This window comes from Nocardia flavorosea NBRC 108225, from assembly GCF_001613385.1.
In the GTDB taxonomy this organism is placed as follows: Bacteria; Actinomycetota; Actinomycetes; order Mycobacteriales; family Mycobacteriaceae; genus Nocardia; species Nocardia flavorosea.
Window position 1 is genome coordinate 203,717 of the sequence record NZ_BDCG01000010.1, and the last position, 19,022, is coordinate 222,738.

General features: G+C 68.5%; 18 protein-coding genes. 6 read left to right on the plus strand and 12 right to left on the minus strand.

From position 1 onward, the window contains the following. On the plus strand, positions 1–1,482 hold the full coding sequence (locus NFL01S_RS12240; protein ID WP_062974494.1) for an MFS transporter: 1,482 nt from the start codon (positions 1–3) through the stop codon (positions 1,480–1,482). Positions 1,483–1,565: 83 nt separating this feature from the next. Here NFL01S_RS12240 and NFL01S_RS12245 read toward each other — a convergent pair whose 3' ends face one another. Together NFL01S_RS12245 and NFL01S_RS12250 are read right to left on the minus strand one after the other, a co-directional pair. Next, positions 1,566–1,976: a PPOX class F420-dependent oxidoreductase gene (locus tag NFL01S_RS12245; protein WP_062974496.1), complete on the minus strand. Its 411-nt coding sequence runs from the start codon at positions 1,974–1,976 to the stop codon at positions 1,566–1,568. A 39-nt stretch (positions 1,977–2,015) separates the two neighbouring features. After that, positions 2,016–2,702 carry a DUF305 domain-containing protein gene (locus NFL01S_RS12250; RefSeq protein WP_062974498.1) on the minus strand — a complete coding sequence of 229 codons (687 nt, stop codon included), beginning with the start codon at positions 2,700–2,702 and terminating at the stop codon, positions 2,016–2,018. A gap of 250 nt (positions 2,703–2,952) precedes the next feature. Here NFL01S_RS12250 and NFL01S_RS12255 point away from each other — a divergent pair, with 250 nt between their 5' ends. The 4 genes from NFL01S_RS12255 to NFL01S_RS36445 all read left to right on the plus strand — a co-directional run bounded on the left by NFL01S_RS12255 (position 2,953) and on the right by NFL01S_RS36445 (position 5,958). Next, on the plus strand, positions 2,953–4,083 hold the full coding sequence (locus NFL01S_RS12255; RefSeq protein WP_062974658.1) for a phosphotransferase family protein: 1,131 nt from the start codon (positions 2,953–2,955) through the stop codon (positions 4,081–4,083). 1 nt (position 4,084) lies between these two features. Continuing rightward, positions 4,085–5,215: an Rv3169 family protein gene (locus NFL01S_RS12260; protein ID WP_062974500.1), complete on the plus strand. Its 1,131-nt coding sequence runs from the start codon at positions 4,085–4,087 to the stop codon at positions 5,213–5,215. Between the two features lie 83 nt (positions 5,216–5,298). Then, a complete protein-coding gene (locus NFL01S_RS12265) occupies positions 5,299–5,535 on the plus strand; it encodes a hypothetical protein (RefSeq protein ID WP_062974660.1) in 237 nt (78 codons plus the stop codon). 171 nt (positions 5,536–5,706) lie between these two features. After that, positions 5,707–5,958: a PIN domain-containing protein gene (locus NFL01S_RS36445; RefSeq protein ID WP_062974502.1), complete on the plus strand. Its 252-nt coding sequence runs from the start codon at positions 5,707–5,709 to the stop codon at positions 5,956–5,958. Here NFL01S_RS36445 and NFL01S_RS12275 read toward each other — a convergent pair. From NFL01S_RS12275 to mqo, 6 genes are all read right to left on the minus strand, one after another. Further along, a complete protein-coding gene (locus NFL01S_RS12275; RefSeq protein WP_280508533.1) occupies positions 5,939–6,349 on the minus strand; it encodes a cobalamin biosynthesis protein in 411 nt (136 codons plus the stop codon). The two genes, NFL01S_RS36445 and NFL01S_RS12275, sit on opposite strands and share 20 nt — an antisense overlap. Continuing rightward, positions 6,346–7,992 carry a cobyrinic acid a,c-diamide synthase CobB gene (locus NFL01S_RS12280; protein WP_062974664.1) on the minus strand — a complete coding sequence of 549 codons (1,647 nt, stop codon included), beginning with the start codon at positions 7,990–7,992 and terminating at the stop codon, positions 6,346–6,348. Before NFL01S_RS12280 ends, NFL01S_RS12275 begins: the two co-directional genes overlap by 4 nt. A gap of 46 nt (positions 7,993–8,038) precedes the next feature. After that, the gene (gene cobO / locus NFL01S_RS12285; protein ID WP_062974504.1) at positions 8,039–8,653 is read right to left on the minus strand and encodes a cob(I)yrinic acid a,c-diamide adenosyltransferase; all 615 of its coding nucleotides are present in this window, start codon (positions 8,651–8,653) and stop codon (positions 8,039–8,041) included. Positions 8,654–8,700: 47 nt separating this feature from the next. Beyond that, complete coding sequence (locus tag NFL01S_RS12290) at positions 8,701–10,740, minus strand: VWA domain-containing protein (RefSeq protein WP_062974666.1); 2,040 nt, start codon at positions 10,738–10,740, stop codon at positions 8,701–8,703. A gap of 210 nt (positions 10,741–10,950) precedes the next feature. Next, a complete protein-coding gene (locus NFL01S_RS12295) occupies positions 10,951–11,400 on the minus strand; it encodes a GNAT family N-acetyltransferase (RefSeq protein WP_033241405.1) in 450 nt (149 codons plus the stop codon). A gap of 134 nt (positions 11,401–11,534) precedes the next feature. Further along, on the minus strand, positions 11,535–13,052 hold the full coding sequence (mqo, locus tag NFL01S_RS12300; RefSeq protein WP_280508532.1) for a malate dehydrogenase (quinone): 1,518 nt from the start codon (positions 13,050–13,052) through the stop codon (positions 11,535–11,537). A 700-nt stretch (positions 13,053–13,752) separates the two neighbouring features. Here mqo and NFL01S_RS12305 point away from each other — a divergent pair. Then, a complete protein-coding gene (locus NFL01S_RS12305) occupies positions 13,753–14,820 on the plus strand; it encodes an alpha/beta hydrolase (RefSeq protein ID WP_084492621.1) in 1,068 nt (355 codons plus the stop codon). A gap of 230 nt (positions 14,821–15,050) precedes the next feature. Here the strand turns inward: NFL01S_RS12305 and NFL01S_RS12310 are convergent, their stop codons facing one another. From NFL01S_RS12310 to NFL01S_RS12325, 4 genes are all read right to left on the minus strand, one after another. Further along, on the minus strand, positions 15,051–15,614 hold the full coding sequence (locus NFL01S_RS12310; protein WP_062974506.1) for a hypothetical protein: 564 nt from the start codon (positions 15,612–15,614) through the stop codon (positions 15,051–15,053). Between the two features lie 110 nt (positions 15,615–15,724). After that, positions 15,725–17,350, minus strand: coding sequence for a cobyric acid synthase (locus tag NFL01S_RS12315; RefSeq protein WP_062974508.1), 1,626 nt, complete (start codon positions 17,348–17,350; stop codon positions 15,725–15,727). After that, positions 17,347–18,210 carry a type I methionyl aminopeptidase gene (gene map, locus NFL01S_RS12320; protein ID WP_062974510.1) on the minus strand — a complete coding sequence of 288 codons (864 nt, stop codon included), beginning with the start codon at positions 18,208–18,210 and terminating at the stop codon, positions 17,347–17,349. Before map ends, NFL01S_RS12315 begins: the two co-directional genes overlap by 4 nt. A 79-nt stretch (positions 18,211–18,289) precedes the next feature. After that, complete coding sequence (locus NFL01S_RS12325; RefSeq protein WP_062974672.1) at positions 18,290–18,994, minus strand: GntR family transcriptional regulator; 705 nt, start codon at positions 18,992–18,994, stop codon at positions 18,290–18,292. Positions 18,995–19,022: the final 28 nt, after the last annotated feature.

Genomic DNA, 19,022 nt, shown 5'->3' on the forward strand with positions numbered 1-19,022 from the left:
GTGCTCGATAACCCCCCAGCCGCGAAGTACCCGGTGACGAAGCGAGCGTTTGGTCTCGCCATCCTCGTCCTGAGCGGTTTGCAGCTGATGGTGGTGCTGGACGGCACGGTCGTGATTCTGGCCCTGCCGCGACTCCAGGAGGAGATGGGCCTGTCCAGTTCGGGCAGTGCCTGGACCATCACCGCCTACGGCCTGCCGTTCGCGGGTTTGATGCTGCTCGGTGGCCGGATCGGTGATTCGTTCGGCCGCCGGCGCATGTTCATCGCCGGTGTCGGCCTGTTCACGCTCGCCTCGCTGCTGTGCGGCCTGGCGCAGAACGAACTGTGGCTGATCATCGCGCGCGCAATCCAGGGCACCGGCGCCGCCCTGGCTGCACCCACCGCATTCGCACTGGTCGCCAGCACTTTCGCACCGGGCAAGGTGCGCAACCAGGCCTTCGCGATCTTCGGGTCCATGGTGGCACTGGGCTCGGTCGGCGGGCTGGTGATCGGCGGTGCGCTCACCCAGGCCAGCTGGCGCTGGATCTTCCTCATCAATGTGCCGATCGGCGCGTTGATCGTCATCGGCGCGCTGGTGGCCCTGCGGGATACCGGCCATCAGCGGCTGACACTCGATGTGCGGGGCGCGTTCCTCGGCACACTGGCCTGCGCCCTGATCGTTTTCGGCGCCACCGAAGGACCGGAACTCGGCTGGGACAGCCCCTATGTCTACGGTGCGCTGATCGCCGGGGCGGTCCTGCTGCCGCTGTTCGTCTTCGCGGAACGCTATGTCGACAACCCGCTGCTGCCGTGGTCGCTGTTCGACAGTCGCGACCGGGTCGCCACGTTCGTGGTGATCCTGCTGGCCAGCGGCGTGCTCGGCGCCACCACCTACTTCGCCGGGTTGTTCGTGCAGAACGTGGTCGGGTACAGCCCCCTGGTGGCGGGCATCTCGTTCATCCCGTTCACCCTCGGTGTCGGTGCCGGCAGCGCGATCGCCACCAAGCTGGCACTGCATATCTCGCCGCGGTGGCTACTGGTCGCCGCCGCCGTGGTGCTGGTGGCCGGGCTGGGCTACGGGTCGACACTGGACGGCGGCGTCGGCTACTGGACCACTTTGCTGCCGTTGTTCCTGGTGATCGGTTTCGGTATCGGTATCGCGATGGTGCTCATCCCGCTGTGCGTCCTGGTGGGGGTGCCGCCGGACGAGATCGGGCCGCTCTCGGCGATCGGCCAGATGTTCCTGAATCTCGGCACCCCCATCGCGATCGGTGTCCTGACTCCGCTCGCCGCCTCCCGGACCCTCTCCGAGGGCGGAACCACCGGCAAACCCGCCCATATGACGCCCGCCGAGATCACCGCCCTCGGCAACGGGTACACGCTGGCGATGTTCGTGGCCGCCTGCGGTGCGCTGCTCGTCGGACTGATCGCGCTGACCTTGCGCTACACCGCCGCGGAAGTGGCCCGCGCTCAGCACGCCCAGGACGAAGCCCAAGCTTCCTGATCCGGCGCATTCCGCTCCCGTCGGACCCATGTCTGTCCTCTCCTGGACGGAGCGGGAGCGGCACAGCACTGCCGCTTTCCGTTCTACAGACGTCCGGTGATCTTGTTCGGCGTGATGCGGACTACCACTCGGGGGCCGTCGTTCACGGCATCGGGGTTGAAATCGGCATAGTCCTTACCGGTGTATTTCCGGGAGATCCGGTTGCCGACAAGCAATTCGGGATCGGGCGTCAGGGATGCGGTGCCTTTGACCTCGGCGTAGAGGTACGGGTTGTCCGGCGCGGTGATCAGCACCGAGATCCGCGGGTCGCGGGCGAGGTTCTTGCCCTGCACGCGATCGGTGGTGGTGGAGTAGAGCAGATCATCGCCGTCGCGGATCAGCCAGGTGACGGTGAGATGAGGATGTCCGTCCCGGCCGACGGTGGCCACGGTGACGAACAACCGGTTCTCGTCGATATGCTTCTTCAAGGTATCCGGCAACGGAAATGCGCTCATAGCCACGAGTAACCGCTTTCGCCCCACGATCATTCCGGATCAGCCGGGCGGTGCGGCCTCGAGTCGGTTCAGCAGCAGGGCGATCAAGCCGGACTCCTGGGTCTGGCCGCTGATCATTTCCCGGGCGACCTGTTTCACCACGCCGTCGGCGAGTATCGCGTCGGCGACCCGCGCCATGGCGATACCACCGTCGTGGTGGGCCTGCATGAGCTGCAGGAACAACACCGAGGCGGCGCGGCCGCGCGCCGCGGACAGGGAGTCGAGTTGCTCCTGGCCGGCCATACCGGGCATGGACGTTGCGTGCCCGCTGTTCCGGTCGTCCCCGCTGTGGCCGTTATGCGTGCGGTTCCCGTCGTGCCCGCTGTGGCTGTCGTGCGACTCGTCGGGCATCCAGCCCATCGGATCGGGGTTGGCCGCCGGTGCCCCGGCCATTCGCAACCATCCGAGCAGCATGCCGATTTCGGCTCGCTGGGTATCGTCGATCTGCTGGGCCACCCCCCGGACAGCGGGATCGGCTCCGGGGTCGAGCCGCTGCACCATGATCAATGCCTGGTGGTGGTGCGTGGCCATATCCTGCACGAATCCCAGTTCGACGGCCGACAGCATTTCAGGAGTCGCGGGATCGTCGAGGAACAGTGGCCGTATCGCTGCACCGAGGACCAGCAGTAGCACGGCCGCAATGGAATAGGCGGTGGCCTCACGCAGACGTCGGGTCGTCTCGGTCATACACCACCTCCAGCACGGACCGGCCTGCGTATTTTCCGACCGTGCCGGGGATTATGGTCGGCGCGGCCCGCGGGCGCGGCGATACCGGTGATCCTGCCGCTGGGCGATCGTTACGAATCGTCTCCGCGCCGGACTGAAACGCGTTACAGTCTGCGGCACGCGGGCGGCCGGAATCCCCGACGCCACCAGCGCTCGAGTGCCGATCCGAGCCTGTCCGCGCACCGTGGCCGATGGCGTCAGGAGGACGATGATGCCCGATGAGATAGACCCCACCGAGCATCTGCAGCTCACCACCAGTGAACGCGATCTGGACAGCCTCGCCGCCCAGCTCACCGGCTGGTTACAGGCACGGGTAGCCGCCGACGAACCGCCGGTGATCGAATCGCTGCACCGGCCACTTTCCGGTGGGCTGTCCAGCGCGTCGGTGTTGTTCGACGCCCGGTGGACATCCGCGGGTGAGCCGCGGGAAGGATCCTACGTCGCGCGGATGGTGCCGGAAGCAGGCGCGTTCCCGGTGTTCCGGGATTACGACCTGCCGCTCCAGTACCGGATCATCGGCGAGATCGCCGCCCACACCGATGTACCGGTACCTCCGCTGCGCTGGCTGGAAACCGACGATACCGTCTGCGGCGCACCGTTCTTCGTCATGGACCGCGTCGACGGCCGTATCCCCGGCGACAACCCGCCGTACGTGTTCGCGGGCTGGTTGCACGATGCCACACCCGCCGAGCGCGCCGAACTGACCCGCAATACCCTCGAGGTCCTCGCCCGGATCCACGCGATCACCGAACCGGCCCGGCGTTTCCCGGAACTGGACGGGCCCGGACCGGCGCTGCGCCGCCACCTCGCCGCACAGCGGGACTGGTACCGATGGGCGCTGGTGGACGACGGTTTCGCGATCCCATTGATCGAGCGGGCCTTCGACTGGCTGGAAGACAATTTCCCGGACGATCCGGGACCGGATGTCCTGAGCTGGGGCGATGCCCGTCCCGGTAACATCATCTACGACGGTTGCACACCGATCGCGGTGCTGGACTGGGAAATGGCGGCACTGGGCCCGCGGGAAATGGATCTGGCCTGGATGATCTTCCTGCACAGGTTTTTCCAGGATATCGCCACCGGCTTCGATATGCCCGGGTTGCCCGATTTCCTGCGCCGCGGCGAAGTGGTCGCGCAGTACGAGAAGCTGACCGGCCACACCGTACGTGACCTGGATTTCCATCTCACCTATGCCGCGCTGCGGCACGCAATCGTGATGGCCCGCATCAAACGCCGGATGATCCATATGGGCGAGGACACCGCCCCTGCCGACCGCGACGACTACATCATGCATCGGGCCACCCTGGAGGCCATGCTCGACGGCACCTACGGATGGGATTGATATGAGCGAGAACATCGCCCGCACACCCGCTTCGGCCCCGGGCCCGCTGGACGAATACCCGATCCACCAGACCCCGCTGCCGATCGCCCGCGCCGCCACCAGCGACCGCAACTTCTACGATCGCAGCTATTTCAACGCACACAACCGGGACGGTGCGACCATGCTGGTCACCGGCTTCGGCGTCTACCCCAATCTGGGCGTCGTCGACGCCTATGCGGCGGTGCGCCGCGGTGACGAAATCACCTCCGTGCGCTTCTCCGACGCCCGTAGCGACCGCAGCCTGGACCTGACGGTCGGCGGGTACCGGATCGAAGTGGTCGAACCGCTGCACACGATCCGGGTGCTCTGCGACCACGACGAACTCGGCCTGGACCTCACCTGGACGGGCTCGTTCCCCGCCGTCCAGGAGCAGCCCCATGTGATGCTCGCCGGGAACCGCCCGACATTGGACGCCTCCCGATTCGCACAGGTCGGCTCCTGGACCGGCACCATCTCGCTGCGCGGCGAAGATATCGCGGTCGACCCGGACCTGTGGATGGGCACCCGCGACCGGTCGTGGGGTATCCGACCGGTCGGCGAGGCCGAACCCCCGGGCCGCGCCGCCACCGAAGGCACCGGCGGATTCTGGTGGCTCTACGTCCCGCTGCGGTTCGACGATTTCGCGGTGGTCGTGATCCTGCAGGAGAACCCGGACGGCTACCGCACCCTCAACGACGCGATCCGGGTGTTCCCGGACGGTTCGGTCGAACAGCTGGGCTGGCCACACATCACCATCGACTACCGATCCGGCACTCGCCACCCGGAGGCCGCGACCCTGGAACTGCGGACCCCCGACGGAAAACCGCTGACCATCGATATCCGCACCGTCACCGGGATCCCCCTGCACATCGGGTGCGGTTACGGCGGCGATCCGGACTGGCTGCACGGTCAGTGGAAGGGTCGCGACTGGTCATGGGCCAACCGCTACGACCTCACCGACCCGGCGATCGCCGGCCGGATCCCGTGGGGCGTCACCGACCACGTCGCCCACGCCCGCTGCGGCGACGCCGAAGGCTGGGGCCTGTTCGAACACGCCAGCGTCGGCCGCCACGACCCGACCGGTTTCGCGGACCTGCTATCGGTTGCCCCCTGAGGCCGGCAGGCCGGCTCGACGCACCGGCAGAAGCCCTGCATCACTGATTCACACGTAGCGACTCAGCGATGTCACTCGGCGCCATGCGCACTACTATCCGCCTCGACAGCGATGTACTCGCCGCCGCGGAGCGCCTCCGCCGCGAACGCGGCATCGGTGAGGCGGTCAACGAACTGGTGCGAGCCGGAATCCATCACCGGCCGACTGTGTCCCCGCACGCGTTCCGGCAGCGGACCCGAGCGCTGGGAGCCCGGGTGGACCTGCCCCGGAACTCGGAAGTCCTCGATCTGCTCGACGAGCCCTACCCCGGGCAACCGTGATCATCGACGTCGACGTACTGCTGTATGCGGTCGACGAGAGCAGTTCCACCACCAGGTGGCGCCTACCTGGTTCGAGGACGCGATGAGCGGTGATGTTCGAGTCGGATTCCGGTGGCACAGCCTCGTTGCCTTCGTCCGTAGCGCCTCACACCCGAAATATTCACCGCGCCGATGACCGGCCGGGAAGCATGGGGCTACGTGGACGAATGGCCGGATCACGATATGGCCTGGATCCCGCTGCCGACCGACCGGCATCGCCGGGTCCTCGGTCGGCTCGTCGACGATCACTACGCGACAGAGAACCTGGTGCCCGATGCACACCTGGCGGCCCTGGCGATCGAACACGGTCTGGCTGTGTGTTCGTTCGGCACCGACTTCGCGCGGTTCCCCGGGGCGGAATGGATCAACCCGTTGCACCAGTGATGTCCTCCGCACGGTGCGCGGCGGCCGCGATCACCACACCCGATACCACTCGCCGCGGCACGAGCAGTGATCCGGCACCGGCCAGCAGTGCGGCCGCTTCGGCGACACCGGGGATACCGAATGCCGCCACCACCCTGTCGGACGAGTTCGGCACCGGGACATCCGCGAGCTGAGCGGCGGTGAAACCGTGTAACGGCACCCCCAGTATCTCGGCGGCCCAGCGCACTCCCGGTTCACCGGCGCGCCGGTCGATGGTGGCGAGACAGGCAATCCGCGCGCCGGGTATTGCGGTCCTCAACGCCGCCAGGATGTGATCGGCGGACCTGCCGGGACGCGCTCCCAGGCCGACAGCCAGGCTACGTGCCGGCGTGGGGGTGCCCGGGACGGTCACCGGGTGGCCGCGGCGGCACGCGCATCCCGGTGAGCGCGTGCCGCGGAAACGAACCGGTGTACCGCGCCCGGGTTCCCCGCTGGATGAGTGTGCAGATATGAGGCGTGCACCTGGTGCACAAGGGCCCCTTCCCTGACCTGTTCTCGGCCCGCGCGCCAAGCCCAAGCAGACGTCGGGGTGCTGGTGGCGACGAGACGGGTCCGATGGAATTCGTGGCCGAGCACCCGCTCGCCCGCCCGCCACAGCGGGGAATCGGCCAGCGCGACCGCCTCTCGGTAGCCCAGGGTCAAGCGCGGACCGAACTCGGCGACCGCGTCGAGAACCCCCGCCATCGGGTGACCGTCCAACGATGCGGCGAGGTAGAGCAGACCGGCGCATTCGGCATGGATCGGCAACCCATGCCGGGCCTGTTCGGCCACCGCGGTCCGGAGCACGGTGTTGGCGGCGAGCGCTTCGGCATGTTCCTCTGGGAAACCACCCGGGAGCACCAGAGCGGCGGCGCCGGCGGGGAGCGGATCGTACAGCGGATCGAATACCGCGACCTCCGCTCCGGCGGCGGTGAGCAGCTCCCGATGCTCGGCGTAGCCGAATGTGAACGCCGGACCACCCGCCATCGCGATCACCGGAATCCGCTCTCCCGCAGGGAGTTTCGATCCGGGCACCGTGACGCTCACATCGGGCGCTGCTGTTACCGCGCCCGTCACTACCGAATCGGAGCCGGCTCCCCGCGCCCGGGCCGATCCGGTCGCACCGGATATCGCAGCTCTTCCGCCGACCACACCGGCCGCGGCGCCCGACCCGGGCTCGGGTGAGGCGGCCACCCCGGCCGCATCTGCTGCCGCGATGAACCGCGACGACTCATCAGGGGCACCTGTCTCCGCAGGGTTCGCTCCTGTGCCCGCCTGCACCGGATCCCATATCGTGCCCGGGCCCGGGGAAACCGCGAGGGCGGCGACAGCGGACAAGTCGATATGGCGGGCGACCAGGTCCGTCATCGCATCCACCGCGCGCAGGGCCGCGCTGCCGTGTTCGACCGCGGGGATCAGGCCCAGATGCCGAGACGGCACCTCGAGTTCGGCCAGCCTGGGCAGGGCACCGAGTACCGGCAACCCGACCCGATCGCAGGCGGCCTGCAGAACTTGCTCGTGCCGCTCACTGCCGACTCGATTCAGGATCACCCCGCCCAGCCGGACCCCGGAGTCGAAAGTCGCGAACCCGTGCAGCAGCGCGGCCAGGCTCTGGCTGTGCCCGCGGGCATCCACGACGAGGATCACCGGCAGGCCGAGCAGGCTCGCGACCTGCGCGGTGGAGCCCTCCGCGACCGGATCCGCGGACCGGTCGTCGATCCGGCCGTCGAACAGTCCCATCACCCCCTCGACGACCGCGAGATCGCAGTCGCGGGAACCATGGCGGTACAGCGGCGCGATCCGGTCGCGCCCGACCAGCACGGGGTCGAGGTTGCGGCCGGGCCGGCCGGCGGCCAGCCCGTGGTAGCCGGGATCGATATAGTCCGGCCCGACCTTGAACGGCGCGACCCGATGCCCGGCCCGGCGCAACGCGCCGATGAGGCCGGTCGCAACGGTGGTCTTACCGCTGCCGGAAGCCGGTGCGGCGAGGACGATTCCGGCGGCACCGGTGGTCATCGTGATGAACCCGCGCGCAACGGCGCCATCCGGCCGCGGGGGCAACTCACCATTCGATGCCTCGCTGTCCCTTACGCCCCGCGTCCATCGGATGGCGCACCTTCGTCATCTCGGTGACCAGGTCCGCGGCCTCGATCAACGCCGCGGGGGCGTCCCGCCCGGTCACCACCACATGCTGGTGGCCGGACCGCTGCCGCAGGGTGTCCACGACCTCGTCCACGTCGACCCAGCCCCATTTCAACGGGTAGGTGAATTCGTCCAGCACATAGAAGCGGTGTTCCTCGGCCTGCAACCGGCGCGCGATCTCACGCCACCCGGCCAGCGCGGCGGCGGCGTGATCGGTTTCGGTCCCGGCCTTACGACTCCACGACCAGCCCTCGCCCATCTTGTGCCACTGCACCGGCGCGCCGGCACCGGTCTCCTCGTGCAACCGGCCCAGCTCACGGAAGACCGCCTCTTCCCCGACCTTCCATTTGGCGCTTTTCACGAACTGGAAGACCGCGATATCGAAGCCCTGGTTCCAGGCCCGCAACGCCATCCCGAACGCCGCGGTGGATTTCCCCTTGCCCGGACCGGTGTGGACGGCGAGCACCGGCTGATTACGCCGCTGGCGTGTGGTCAGCCCGTCGTCGGGCACATTCTCCGGCACACCTTTGGGCATGTGATCTCCTCGGTCTCATCGGGTTTCGCAGTGGGTGGGCGTAGCGGTCACGCCGCTCGGGCACCGGTCCCGGACGTCCCGGCACGGACGGTGTCGGCGACTGCCGAACCGGTCAGCTCGGTCAATCGGACAACGGTGCCCCGCAGTACCGCCGCCAGTTCGGCTGCCAGACCGAGCCGCACCATGCCGCGCTCGCAGTCGATGACGATCGAAGCGATACCGTCGCGCGCGAGCCGGGCCGCGCTCGCCCGCGCCCGCGGCACCGGGTCGGTTCCGCCGGTGGCGCGGCCGTCGGTGAGCAGTACCAGCATCGCCCGGCGGCGCGGGTCGCGCACCCGTTCCCGGCGCATCACCTCATGGGCTTTCCGCAGTCCCGCGGCGAGCGGCGTTTTCCCACCGGTGCGCAGATCCGCGAGGCGGCGTACCGCGATATCGGTCGACGAGGTCGGGGGCAGGACGAGTTCGGCAACACTACCCCGCACCGCGATCACCGCGACCTTGTCACGCCGCTGGTAGGCGTCACGCAGCAGGGTGACGACCGCCCCGGTCACCGCCGACAGCCGGTCCCGGGCGGCCATGGAACCGGAGGTGTCCACCACGAACACCACCAGATTGCCTTCCCGCCCTTCCCGATAGGCGCCGCGCAGATCGGGCGCGGCCAGCCGCAACGGTCCGGTCCGGCGGCCGCGCGCCCACTGCTGCGGCGCGGCGGCCTGCAGCGTGCCGAGCAGATGCAGGCCGCCGGTGAGTTCGGGAATCGCATTGACGACGCGGCCCTGCCGGGTGCGGGCGCGAGAGCGGCGTCCGGGAGCGCCCTCCCCCATCCCGGGAACTTCCCAGCGCGGTGGCCGTGCCGGCGCCGCGACCGGGGGCGAGGCCTGTCCGGAACCTGCCGGGCGATCCGGTTTCCGCGAATCCTCGCCGGATTCGGTGGCCGGCTGTCCGCCGCCGGGACCGTCGGGATCGTCCTCCGGCTGCCCCGCACCGCCGCCGGGACCGTCCTCCGGGTCGTCATCGGGCCGGTCTCCGGTGCCGTGGCCGTCTTCCGGCGACCCGGCATCCGATTCACCGCGCTGTTCCTCGGTGGATTCGGGCCGGTCGGCCTGGTCGGCGGCCTCGGTCATCGCTTCGTCCAGTTGTTCGGGCGTAATCCCCGGTTCGTCGAAGGGATCCCGCCGACGCCGATGCGGTAGCGCCAATTCGGCCGCGATCCGCACATCGTCCGCGGTCACAGCGTCGCGACCGCACCAGGCGGCGTGGGCGGTGGCAGTGCGGGCGACCACCAGGTCCCCGCGCATCCCGTCTACGTCGAAGGAGGCGCATACGGCCGCGATCCGGCGCAGTTCCACATCGTCGAGCGCGATACCGGGGAGCCGGTCGCGCGCGGTGAGGATCCGGTCGGCGATCTCGGCGTCCGCGGGCGCATAGGCGGCCGCGAAAGCGGCCGGATCGGCCTCGTAGTCCAGGCGCCGCCGCACCACCGACATCCGGACGTCCACGTCACGGGAGGCGGCCACATCCACGGTGAGGCCGAAGCGGTCCAGCAGCTGCGGACGCAGCTCGCCCTCCTCCGGGTTCATGGTGCCGACCAGTACGAACCGGGCCGGATGGGAATGGGAGATCCCGTCGCGTTCGATATGCACCCGGCCCATCGCCGCCGCATCGAGCAGCACGTCGACCAGGTGATCGTGCAGCAGGTTGACCTCGTCCACATACAGCACGCCGTGATGGGCGGCGGCCAGCAGGCCGGGGCGGAACGCCTGTTCGCCGTCGCGCAGCACCCGCTCCAGGTCGAGCGATCCGACCACCCTGTCCTCGGTGGCGCCCACCGGAAGTTCCACCAGCCGCGCGGCCCGCGCACCCGATTCGTCCACGACCGGCGGGAGCAGCCGAGCCAGTGCCCGGACCACTGTCGACTTCGCGGTTCCCTTCTCACCGCGCACCAGCACACCACCGATGCCCGGGTGCACCGCGCACAGGATCAGCGCGAGCTGCAGTCGCTCCTGACCGATCACCGCCGAGAACGGGAACCCGGCCTCACTCTCTCCACCGGCAGGTGTGCGAGTGCGGGTTGCGGGCGGGGCGATTTCGGTAGACGACACGGCCCCACTCTAAATCGTGCCGGATAGCGCTCCCGGCCTCCCCCGCTCGGGCCCTGCGGGCGCCGATGGCCGACGGCATGTTGTTCGACCGTCCGGAGCACACCTTGCCGACCGGCCTCGGAGTGGCGCGGTCCCGATTCGGAGACCTACCGGCCGTCCGCCGAACCGGGCAATCCCGACCGCGCCGAGCCGGCGCTACCCGCGGCGCATCGGTACGTGCGCTACACCGTCCTCGATGAACTCCTCGCCCGCGACCTCGAAACCGTGCTTGGTGTACAGGTCGATCAGGTAGGTCTGGGCGTTCAACCGGACCGTATGCGAACCGGTCTCGGCGAGCGCGGCCTGCAGCAGCCGGGTGGTGTACCCGTGCCCGCGGGCCTCCACGGCCGTGCACAGACGTCCGATCCGGAAGGATTTCACTCCGTCGTCGTGCTCCTCGAGCAGCCGCAGGGTCGCGATGACCTCGCCCTCGTCGTCCAGCCACAGGTGCCGGGTCTCCGGCAGCAGGTCCTGGCCGTCCAGTTCCGGGTATGCGCATTTCTGCTCGACGACGAACACTTCGACACGCAGCTTCAGCAGCTCGTACAGGGTGGCGGTATCGAGATCCTGCGCCCATGACCGTCGGAGTGCAACCGTAGACATCATCGCGCCTTGCTATCACACCTCGGCGCAAGATGCACGCGAATGCCCCGGTCCAGACGAATCCGGCGTACAGCGCATCGTGAACGGCCCACGAGATCGGATCCCGTGGGCCGTGGCGAATGCTCGGGTCAAACCGGTCAGGCCCCGGTGGAAACCACCGCGTGCGCTCCACTTCCGGTGAGCTGCAGGGCTTTCCCGGTCCAGTCCCAGACTTCACCGAAGAGCGCCTGGTTCTCCGAGAGCTTGACGCCGAGCGAGGGAACCATTTCTTTCAGCTTGGGTGTCCAGGATGCGTACTCCGTCGGGAAGCACCGCTCGAGCACGTCCAGCATCGCCGTCACACAGGTCGAGGCGCCCGGCGAGGCGCCCAGCAGACCTGCGATGGAACCGTCCTGCGCGGCGATCACGGCGGTTCCGAGTTCGAGCACACCGCCGGCGCCCTTACGCCGGATCGTCTGCACCCGCTGTCCGGCGGTGATGAGTTCCCAATCGCTGCCCTCGGCGCGCGGGATGAACTCCTCCATCGTGTACACCCGGCCCGCCTGCGATTTCATCAGCTCGGTGACCAGGTACTTCACCAGGCCCAGCTCGGTGATACCGACACCCAGCATCGGGGCCAGATTGCCCGGGTTGATCGATTTGAACAGATCGGCATTGCTGCCGTCCTTGAGGAATTTCGGGGTCCAGCCGGCATAGGGGCCGAAAAGCAGGCCGGGCTTGCCGTTGATGACACGGGTGTCCAGGTGCGGAACCGACATCGGCGGTGCGCCGACGGCGGCCTTGCCGTACACCTTGGCTTCGTGTTTGCCGACGAGTCCGGGATTGGTGCAACGCAGGAACTGGCCCGAGACCGGGAATCCGGCGAACCCGCTGATTTCCTTGATTCCCGATTTCTGCAGGAGGGGCAGCGCTCCGCCACCCGCGCCGACGAATACGAATTTGCTGATCAGAGTGCGACGGCGGCCGGTGCGGGTATTGCGCACCGACACTTTCCAGCTACCGTCGCGCTGTTTGCTCAGATTCCGAACTTCGTTACCGAACGCGATCTCCCCGCCGGTGGCACCGATATGGGCCAGCAGCTCCTTGGTCAGCGAACCGAAGTTGATATCGGTGCCGCCGTCGGTCCAGTTGAGGGCGATCGGATCGGAGAAATCGCGTCCCCGGGCCATCAGCGGCAGGCGGCGCGCGAATTCGTCCGGGCTGTCGATGTACTCCATTCCGGCGAACAACGGATGCCGGGCCAGCGCCTCGTAGCGTTTGCGCAGGTATTCGACATCGTCGGCGCCGTGGACGAAACTCACGTGCGGGATGGGGTTGATGAACCGGGACGGATCGCCGAGGATCCCGTTCTCGACCGCGTAGGCCCAGAACTGCCGCGATACCTGGAAGCGCTCGTTGATATCGACGGCCTTGCCGATATCAACGGAGCCATCCGGTTTCTGCGGGCTGTAGTTGAGTTCGCACAGCGCGGAATGCCCGGTGCCGGCGTTGTTCCACGGGTCGCTGCTCTCGGCCGCAGCAGCATCCAGCCGTTCGAACACCGTGATCGACCAGTCCGGCTGCAGCTGACGCAGCAGCGCGCCGAGAGTGGCGCTCATGATGCCGGCACCGATGAGGACTACATCGGTCTTTTCAGTCTGGGCAACGTTCGGCACGGGTGTTCGACTTCCTTGTCCTGGTGCGCGGGGCACACATTCCCGACCGGGATGTGGTCCGCTGGGGCACGGGCGCATTATGCAGTTGTTCACGGACGGCGACGAGTCTGTTCGGGCGCGGCCGAATGTAGGTTACCCGCCGTTCACTACTGCTAATTGTGCACCTCGACACGCGCGGAATCCGCAGCCAGGGCGGCGATTGTGACCTAGATTCCTCTTCCCCGTGGCCTCGAGCGGCGCCGTCACCGGCAGCCAGTGGCGCAATTAACACCGTCCTGCACGGCCATGCGCGAGCGCGCCCGGCCGGGAACGTTCGCCGAGGTACGCCGGCCCCCTGGGCGGTGCCCTCCGCGGACCCGAGGTCGCCGACCGGACTGCCACAGACCGAGTAAATCGACGCGCGCAGCCGGAACGAACAGCAGGTACGCCGAGTCCGGATTCGCACGACGGCGGACCGGATACCTCCACATCGACGCACGCAGGCGCAGCGGAGCAAACCGCGAAGCCCGCCCGAACCAGCCGTGCGGCACCGCAGGGGATACACCGAACACCACGCCTGACTCCGGCCCCGAGCAGGGCACAGCTGCGGGCCGGAAACCGATATACCGAAGCGGCGCGGCGCGGCCGGAAGTACGCCGGAGTGCCGGAATATCGACGCGCACGACCGGAGCGGCAGCAGAAGTGCGCCTAGATTGGACGCGTGACGAATGAATCCCCGGCCGCCGGCAGCACGCTGGGACCGGCCGATACCTGGCAGCCGGATGTACTCGGAGACGGATACGAATACCGCACGCTGGACCTGGGCACCGATCCCGATGGCGAGGGCGAGGTCGTCGCCACCCTGGTACGGCATCTGCCGGAGCCCGGTACCTCCGGCGCTGCCGATTCCGGCACCACCGGCACGGCCGCGGCTGTGCTGTACCTGCACGGGTTCACAGACTACTTCTTCCAGCGCCATGTAGCCGAGCATCTGACCGCACGCGGCCACCGGTTCTACGCGCTGGATCTGCGCAAATGCGGTCGCTCCCTGCGCACGAACCAGACCCCGCACTTCATCGGCGATCTCGCGCTCTACGATCGCGAACTGAACGAATCGCTCCGTCTGATCGCCGCGGAAACGCAGGGCGAAGTCCTGGTCATGGGACATTCGACCGGCGGCTTGGTGGCGGCGCTGTGGCTGGATCGGCTACAGCGCGCGGGCGGCACGGCGGCGGCCGGAATCAGCGGACTCGTCCTGAACAGTCCCTGGTTCGATCTGCAGGGACCGGCCTACGTACGCACCGTCGGTACACAGCTCATCAATACCGTGGGCCGGTTCCGGGCGAAGTCGGCGCTGCCGCTGAGCAAATCCAGTGCCTACGGCGACAGCCTGCACCACAGCATCGCCGGTGAATGGGACTACGACCTGGACTGGAAGCCGCGGCAGGGTTTTCCGGTGCGGGCCGGTTGGTTACGCGCGATCCGGCTGGGACAGGCTCGGCTGCACCGGGGCCTGGATATCGGGGTGCCCGCCCTGCTGTTGCGGTCCAAGCTCACGCAGTTCGCCCGCGAATACGGACCCGCTGTCGATGTGGCCGACGCGGTGCTGGACGTGGCCCAGATCCAGCGGTGGGCCGGCTGCCTGGGTGATCGCACCACCATCGTCCCGATCGACGGGGCTCGTCACGATGTCTTCCTGTCCGCCGAAGCGCCGCGTACGGAGGCTTTCCGCGAACTCGACAGCTGGCTGGACTGGCTCGCAACCTACCGCCCGGGCGCATCCGCGTAGCTGCCGTACGCCCGCCGCACGCCCCTGGTCTCGGAGAGTCCCCGGAACGGGTGACCACACGTCTCGATCCGCGTCGCGACCACCGCGGACATCGACCTCACCACGAGGGGACGGCCGGGTTCCGGCGGTGCGACGGTATCGGTAGAAACTCCGGGAGCCCGCACCACGAGAGCCCGCAGCCCGATATCAGGACGGTCCGGGGCTGCCGGGGAAATCAGCGCCCGCCGGCCTCACCACATACTGGTGCGCAGCACGATCTCGGTGGCGAATTCCTGGTCCGCTTCGGCAGCCACATTGTCGACATCGAGATCCACCACTCGGAACTCACCGTACACGTGGCGGCCGGAACTGTCGGCGACCGAGCGCGGTAGCCCTTTGGTCACCAGGACGGTGGTCGGCAGTTCGACGGCCGGGCACCCGGACTCCAGTACCGCGCCGGACTCGTCCGGTACGGCCGGATGTCCACGATCGGCAACGATCAGGCTCACGAACCGTCCGAAGCCCTTCGCGCAGACCTGCCACGCCACACTGGCGCCCGCCCCGCGCCCTGCGACATTCGCCCAGGGCACCCCGAGTTCGTCCAGCACCGCGTAGACGCCGGTGAGGTCCAGGCCGGTGGCGGTTTCGAACACGATGGTCCGCAGATCGGAACTGTGCAGCCGGGCGCACACCCGGTCGAAGACTTCCGGCGGATCGCCGGAGTCGGGAAACAGCAGCACACTGTGCTGGGTCACCGGGCCGTCCACCCGCACCGTCCACTCCCGGTCACCGACCGCGATGCGCCGAGATTCCATGACGCTTGACGCTACACCGCCGCCCGGCGCCGATGGAGTACTCCCCGCAAAGAGCGCGAGGATCGTGACGCGTGACCGCACCGCGACCTCGGGCCGTATACCGGCCGGAATCAGCCGATTCGCGAAAGCGCGCCCACGGTGGATTCGACGACCGGCAAACCGGCCGGCACCCCCTCGGCCAGGAGTCGCTCCAGCCGGGAGACCTCCAGGTTCTCGGCGACGAGGTCGGCGAGGAGGTCCAGCTGCGCGGCCCGTACCGCCGCCACCCGCGTTCCCGGCGCGACGATGAAACCGGTACGGCCGGCCGCCCGCGCGACCTGGGTCAGCCAGTCCCGGCGGAACTCGTCGGATTCGAGGAGACCGTGCAGATGGGTACCCCATACCGCGCCACGCACGGCGCCCTCGGCCGACGGCTCGCCGGCGAGCTCGGTGCCCGCGTCGCCGGGGGCGGTCCGGCCTGTGACGTGCAGCCACGGGGTCTCGGCGGTATGCCGGATACGGCCGTGATGGATCTCATAACCGGTCGCGGCCAGCCCTGCCGTACCGGCCGGTTCCCCCTCTCGTCGCACCGGCGCACCCACCGCGGCGGTCCGGCACAGTACTTTTGCCGGCGCGAACTCGATCTCCATATCGAGCAGCCCCAGCCCGGTGACCGGGCCCGCCCCGGATTCCACCGGATCGATGATGCGGTGCCCGAGCATCTGATATCCGCCGCAGATGCCGAGTACCGGACGCCCGGCGGCCGCACGCCGCCGCAGTTCCTCGGCGATCCCGGTGCGCCGCAACCAGTCCAGATCATCGACGGTGGCCTTGCTTCCGGGGACTACTACCAGGTCGGCGGCCACGATCTGCGATACGTCGGTCACCCAGCGGACCGCGACTCCCGGTTCGCAGGCCAGTGCTTCCACATCGGTCGAGTTGGAGATCCGGGGCAGCCGGACTGCGGCCACACTGAGCCATTCACTGCCGACCGCCGGCCCGGGACGACCGATCTGTGCCCCGGAGACGCTGCCCAGCGAATCCTCGGCATCGAGCCAGAGATCCTCCCGATACGGCAGCACACCGAAGGTGGGCCGGCCGGTCAGGGCGGTCAACTGGTCCAGACCGGGCCGCAGCAGATCCACGTCGCCGCGGAACTTGTTGATCACGAAACCGGCGATCAGCCGCTGATCCTCGGGATCGAGGACGGCCAGGGTTCCGAACAGATGCGCCAGCACCCCGCCGCGGTCGATATCGCCGACGACCAGCACCGGCAGCTCACCCGCCCGCGCCAGACCCATATTCGCCAGATCGGTGGCCCGCAGATTGATCTCGGCCGGCGACCCCGCTCCTTCGCAGATCACTACATCGAACTCCGCGCGCAACGCCGCGAGCTCGGCGGCCACAACCGCACGCAGCCGGGCGCGATGGGTGATGTAGTCGGCGGCACTCACGGTATCGGTGACCTGTCCGCGTACCACCAGTTGCGACCGCCGGTCGCTTCCGGGTTTCAGCAGGACCGGATTGAACCGCACGCTCGGTTCGAGACCGCAGGCCTGCGCCTGTAGCGCCTGGGCCCGGCCGATCTCGCCGCCGTCCAGGGTGACGACGGAATTGTTCGACATGTTCTGGGCCTTGAACGGCGCCACCCGCACCCCGCGGCGCCGCAACATCCGGCAGATTCCGGCGACCAGCACGCTCTTACCGGCATCGGAAGTGGTCCCGGCGACCAGCAGCGCCCCGCCGTGGGCGCTCACGGCAGCGTCAGGATTTCGGCCCCGGTATCGGTGACGACGAGTGTGTGCTCGAACTGGGCCGTCCATTTACGGTCCTTGGTGACGACGGTCCAGCCGTCGTCCCAGATATCGTAGTCGATACCGCCCAGGTTGATCATCGGTTCGATGGTGAAGGTCATCCCGGGTTCGATGACGGAGTCGACGGCGGGCTGGTCGTAGTGCAGGATCACCAACCCACTGTGGAAGGTGGGACCGACCCCGTGCCCGGTGAAATCGCGGACCACGCCGTAGCCGAAACGGTTGGCGTAGGACTCGATCACCCGGCCGATCACATTGAGCGCCCGGCCCGGCCGCACCGCCTTGATCGCCCGCATCGTGGCCTCTTCCGTGCGCGCCACCAGGAGTTTCACCTCCTCGTCCACATCGCCGGCGAGGAAGGTCGCATTGGTGTCGCCGTGTACGCCGTGGATGTAGGCAGTGACATCGATATTGACGATATCGCCGTCCTCGACGACGGTGCTGTCGGGGATTCCGTGGCAGATCACCTCGTTGAGCGAGGTGCAGCACGATTTGGGGAACCCCTTGTAGCCGAGCGTGGAGGGATAGGCCCCGTGATCGCACATGTACTCGTGTGCGATCCGGTCCAGTTCGTCGGTGGTGACCCCCGGCGCGACCGCTTTACCGGCCTCGGCCAGGGCCTGGGCCGCGATCTTGCCGGCGATACGCATCTTCTCGATGGTCTCGGGCGTCTGCACCCACGGTTCGGAGCCTTCGCGGGCCGTTTCTTTCCACACGTACTCCGGCCGTTCTATGGCGCGGGGAACCTCGCGGATCGAGGTGGGGGTTCCGGGGAGCAGCGGCTGTCGGGTACGCACGGACATGGTTCAAGAGTAGTAGGCGCCGGGCGGCGGGTCGCCGGGAACGGTCCCGGCCGTGCACCGCCGCCGCGGAAGCCTCGGTTCAGCGCCCCCGGCCGCCCGTACGAACCTCGAAGGCGACCCGGTCACCGCGGTAGAGCGCGGCCACCCGTTCGATCGGCCGGCCTTGGGTGTCGATACCGCGCCGGACCACCCGGAACAGCGGCACCGCCGGCCGGCACCGGAGCAACCCGGCCTCCCGCGGCGCGGCGAGGACCGTTTCGATCCGCTCGGTGGCGCCCGCGTATTCCACGCCCGAATCTCCGATGGTCGTCGCAAGCGAACTCAACGGGTCGAACGCCGCGCGCAACCAGCCGAACCGGTCCAGCGACAGATCGATACGTTCGAGCGCGATCGGGTCGCCGTCGGCGAAAAGGAGACGTTCGAGGGTCATGATCGGGGTCTGCGGCGCCAGGTCGAGGTCACGTGCGACCTCGGCGTCGGCGACACCGTCCTCCCACGACAGCAACCGGCGCACCACTCCGGCGGCCTCTTCACCGGCGGTTTCGGGGGCCAGCGGCCGGACGACCTTCGGCCGGGCCAGCACCGTTCCGCGCCCCTGCCTGCGGATACGGCCTTCGACGGCAAGGTCGCGCAGAGCGTGCCGGACGGTTTCGCGCGCGACACCGAACCGTCCCGCCAGTTCGCGTTCGGCGGGCACCCGGTCACCGGGGCGTAGCTCGTCGAGCATCGTGTCGATTTCGGCGCGCACCCGATAGACCTTCGACAGTGCCACGCCGCCGGGCATCCGCACCTCGGTACGCAGGTCTTCCGGC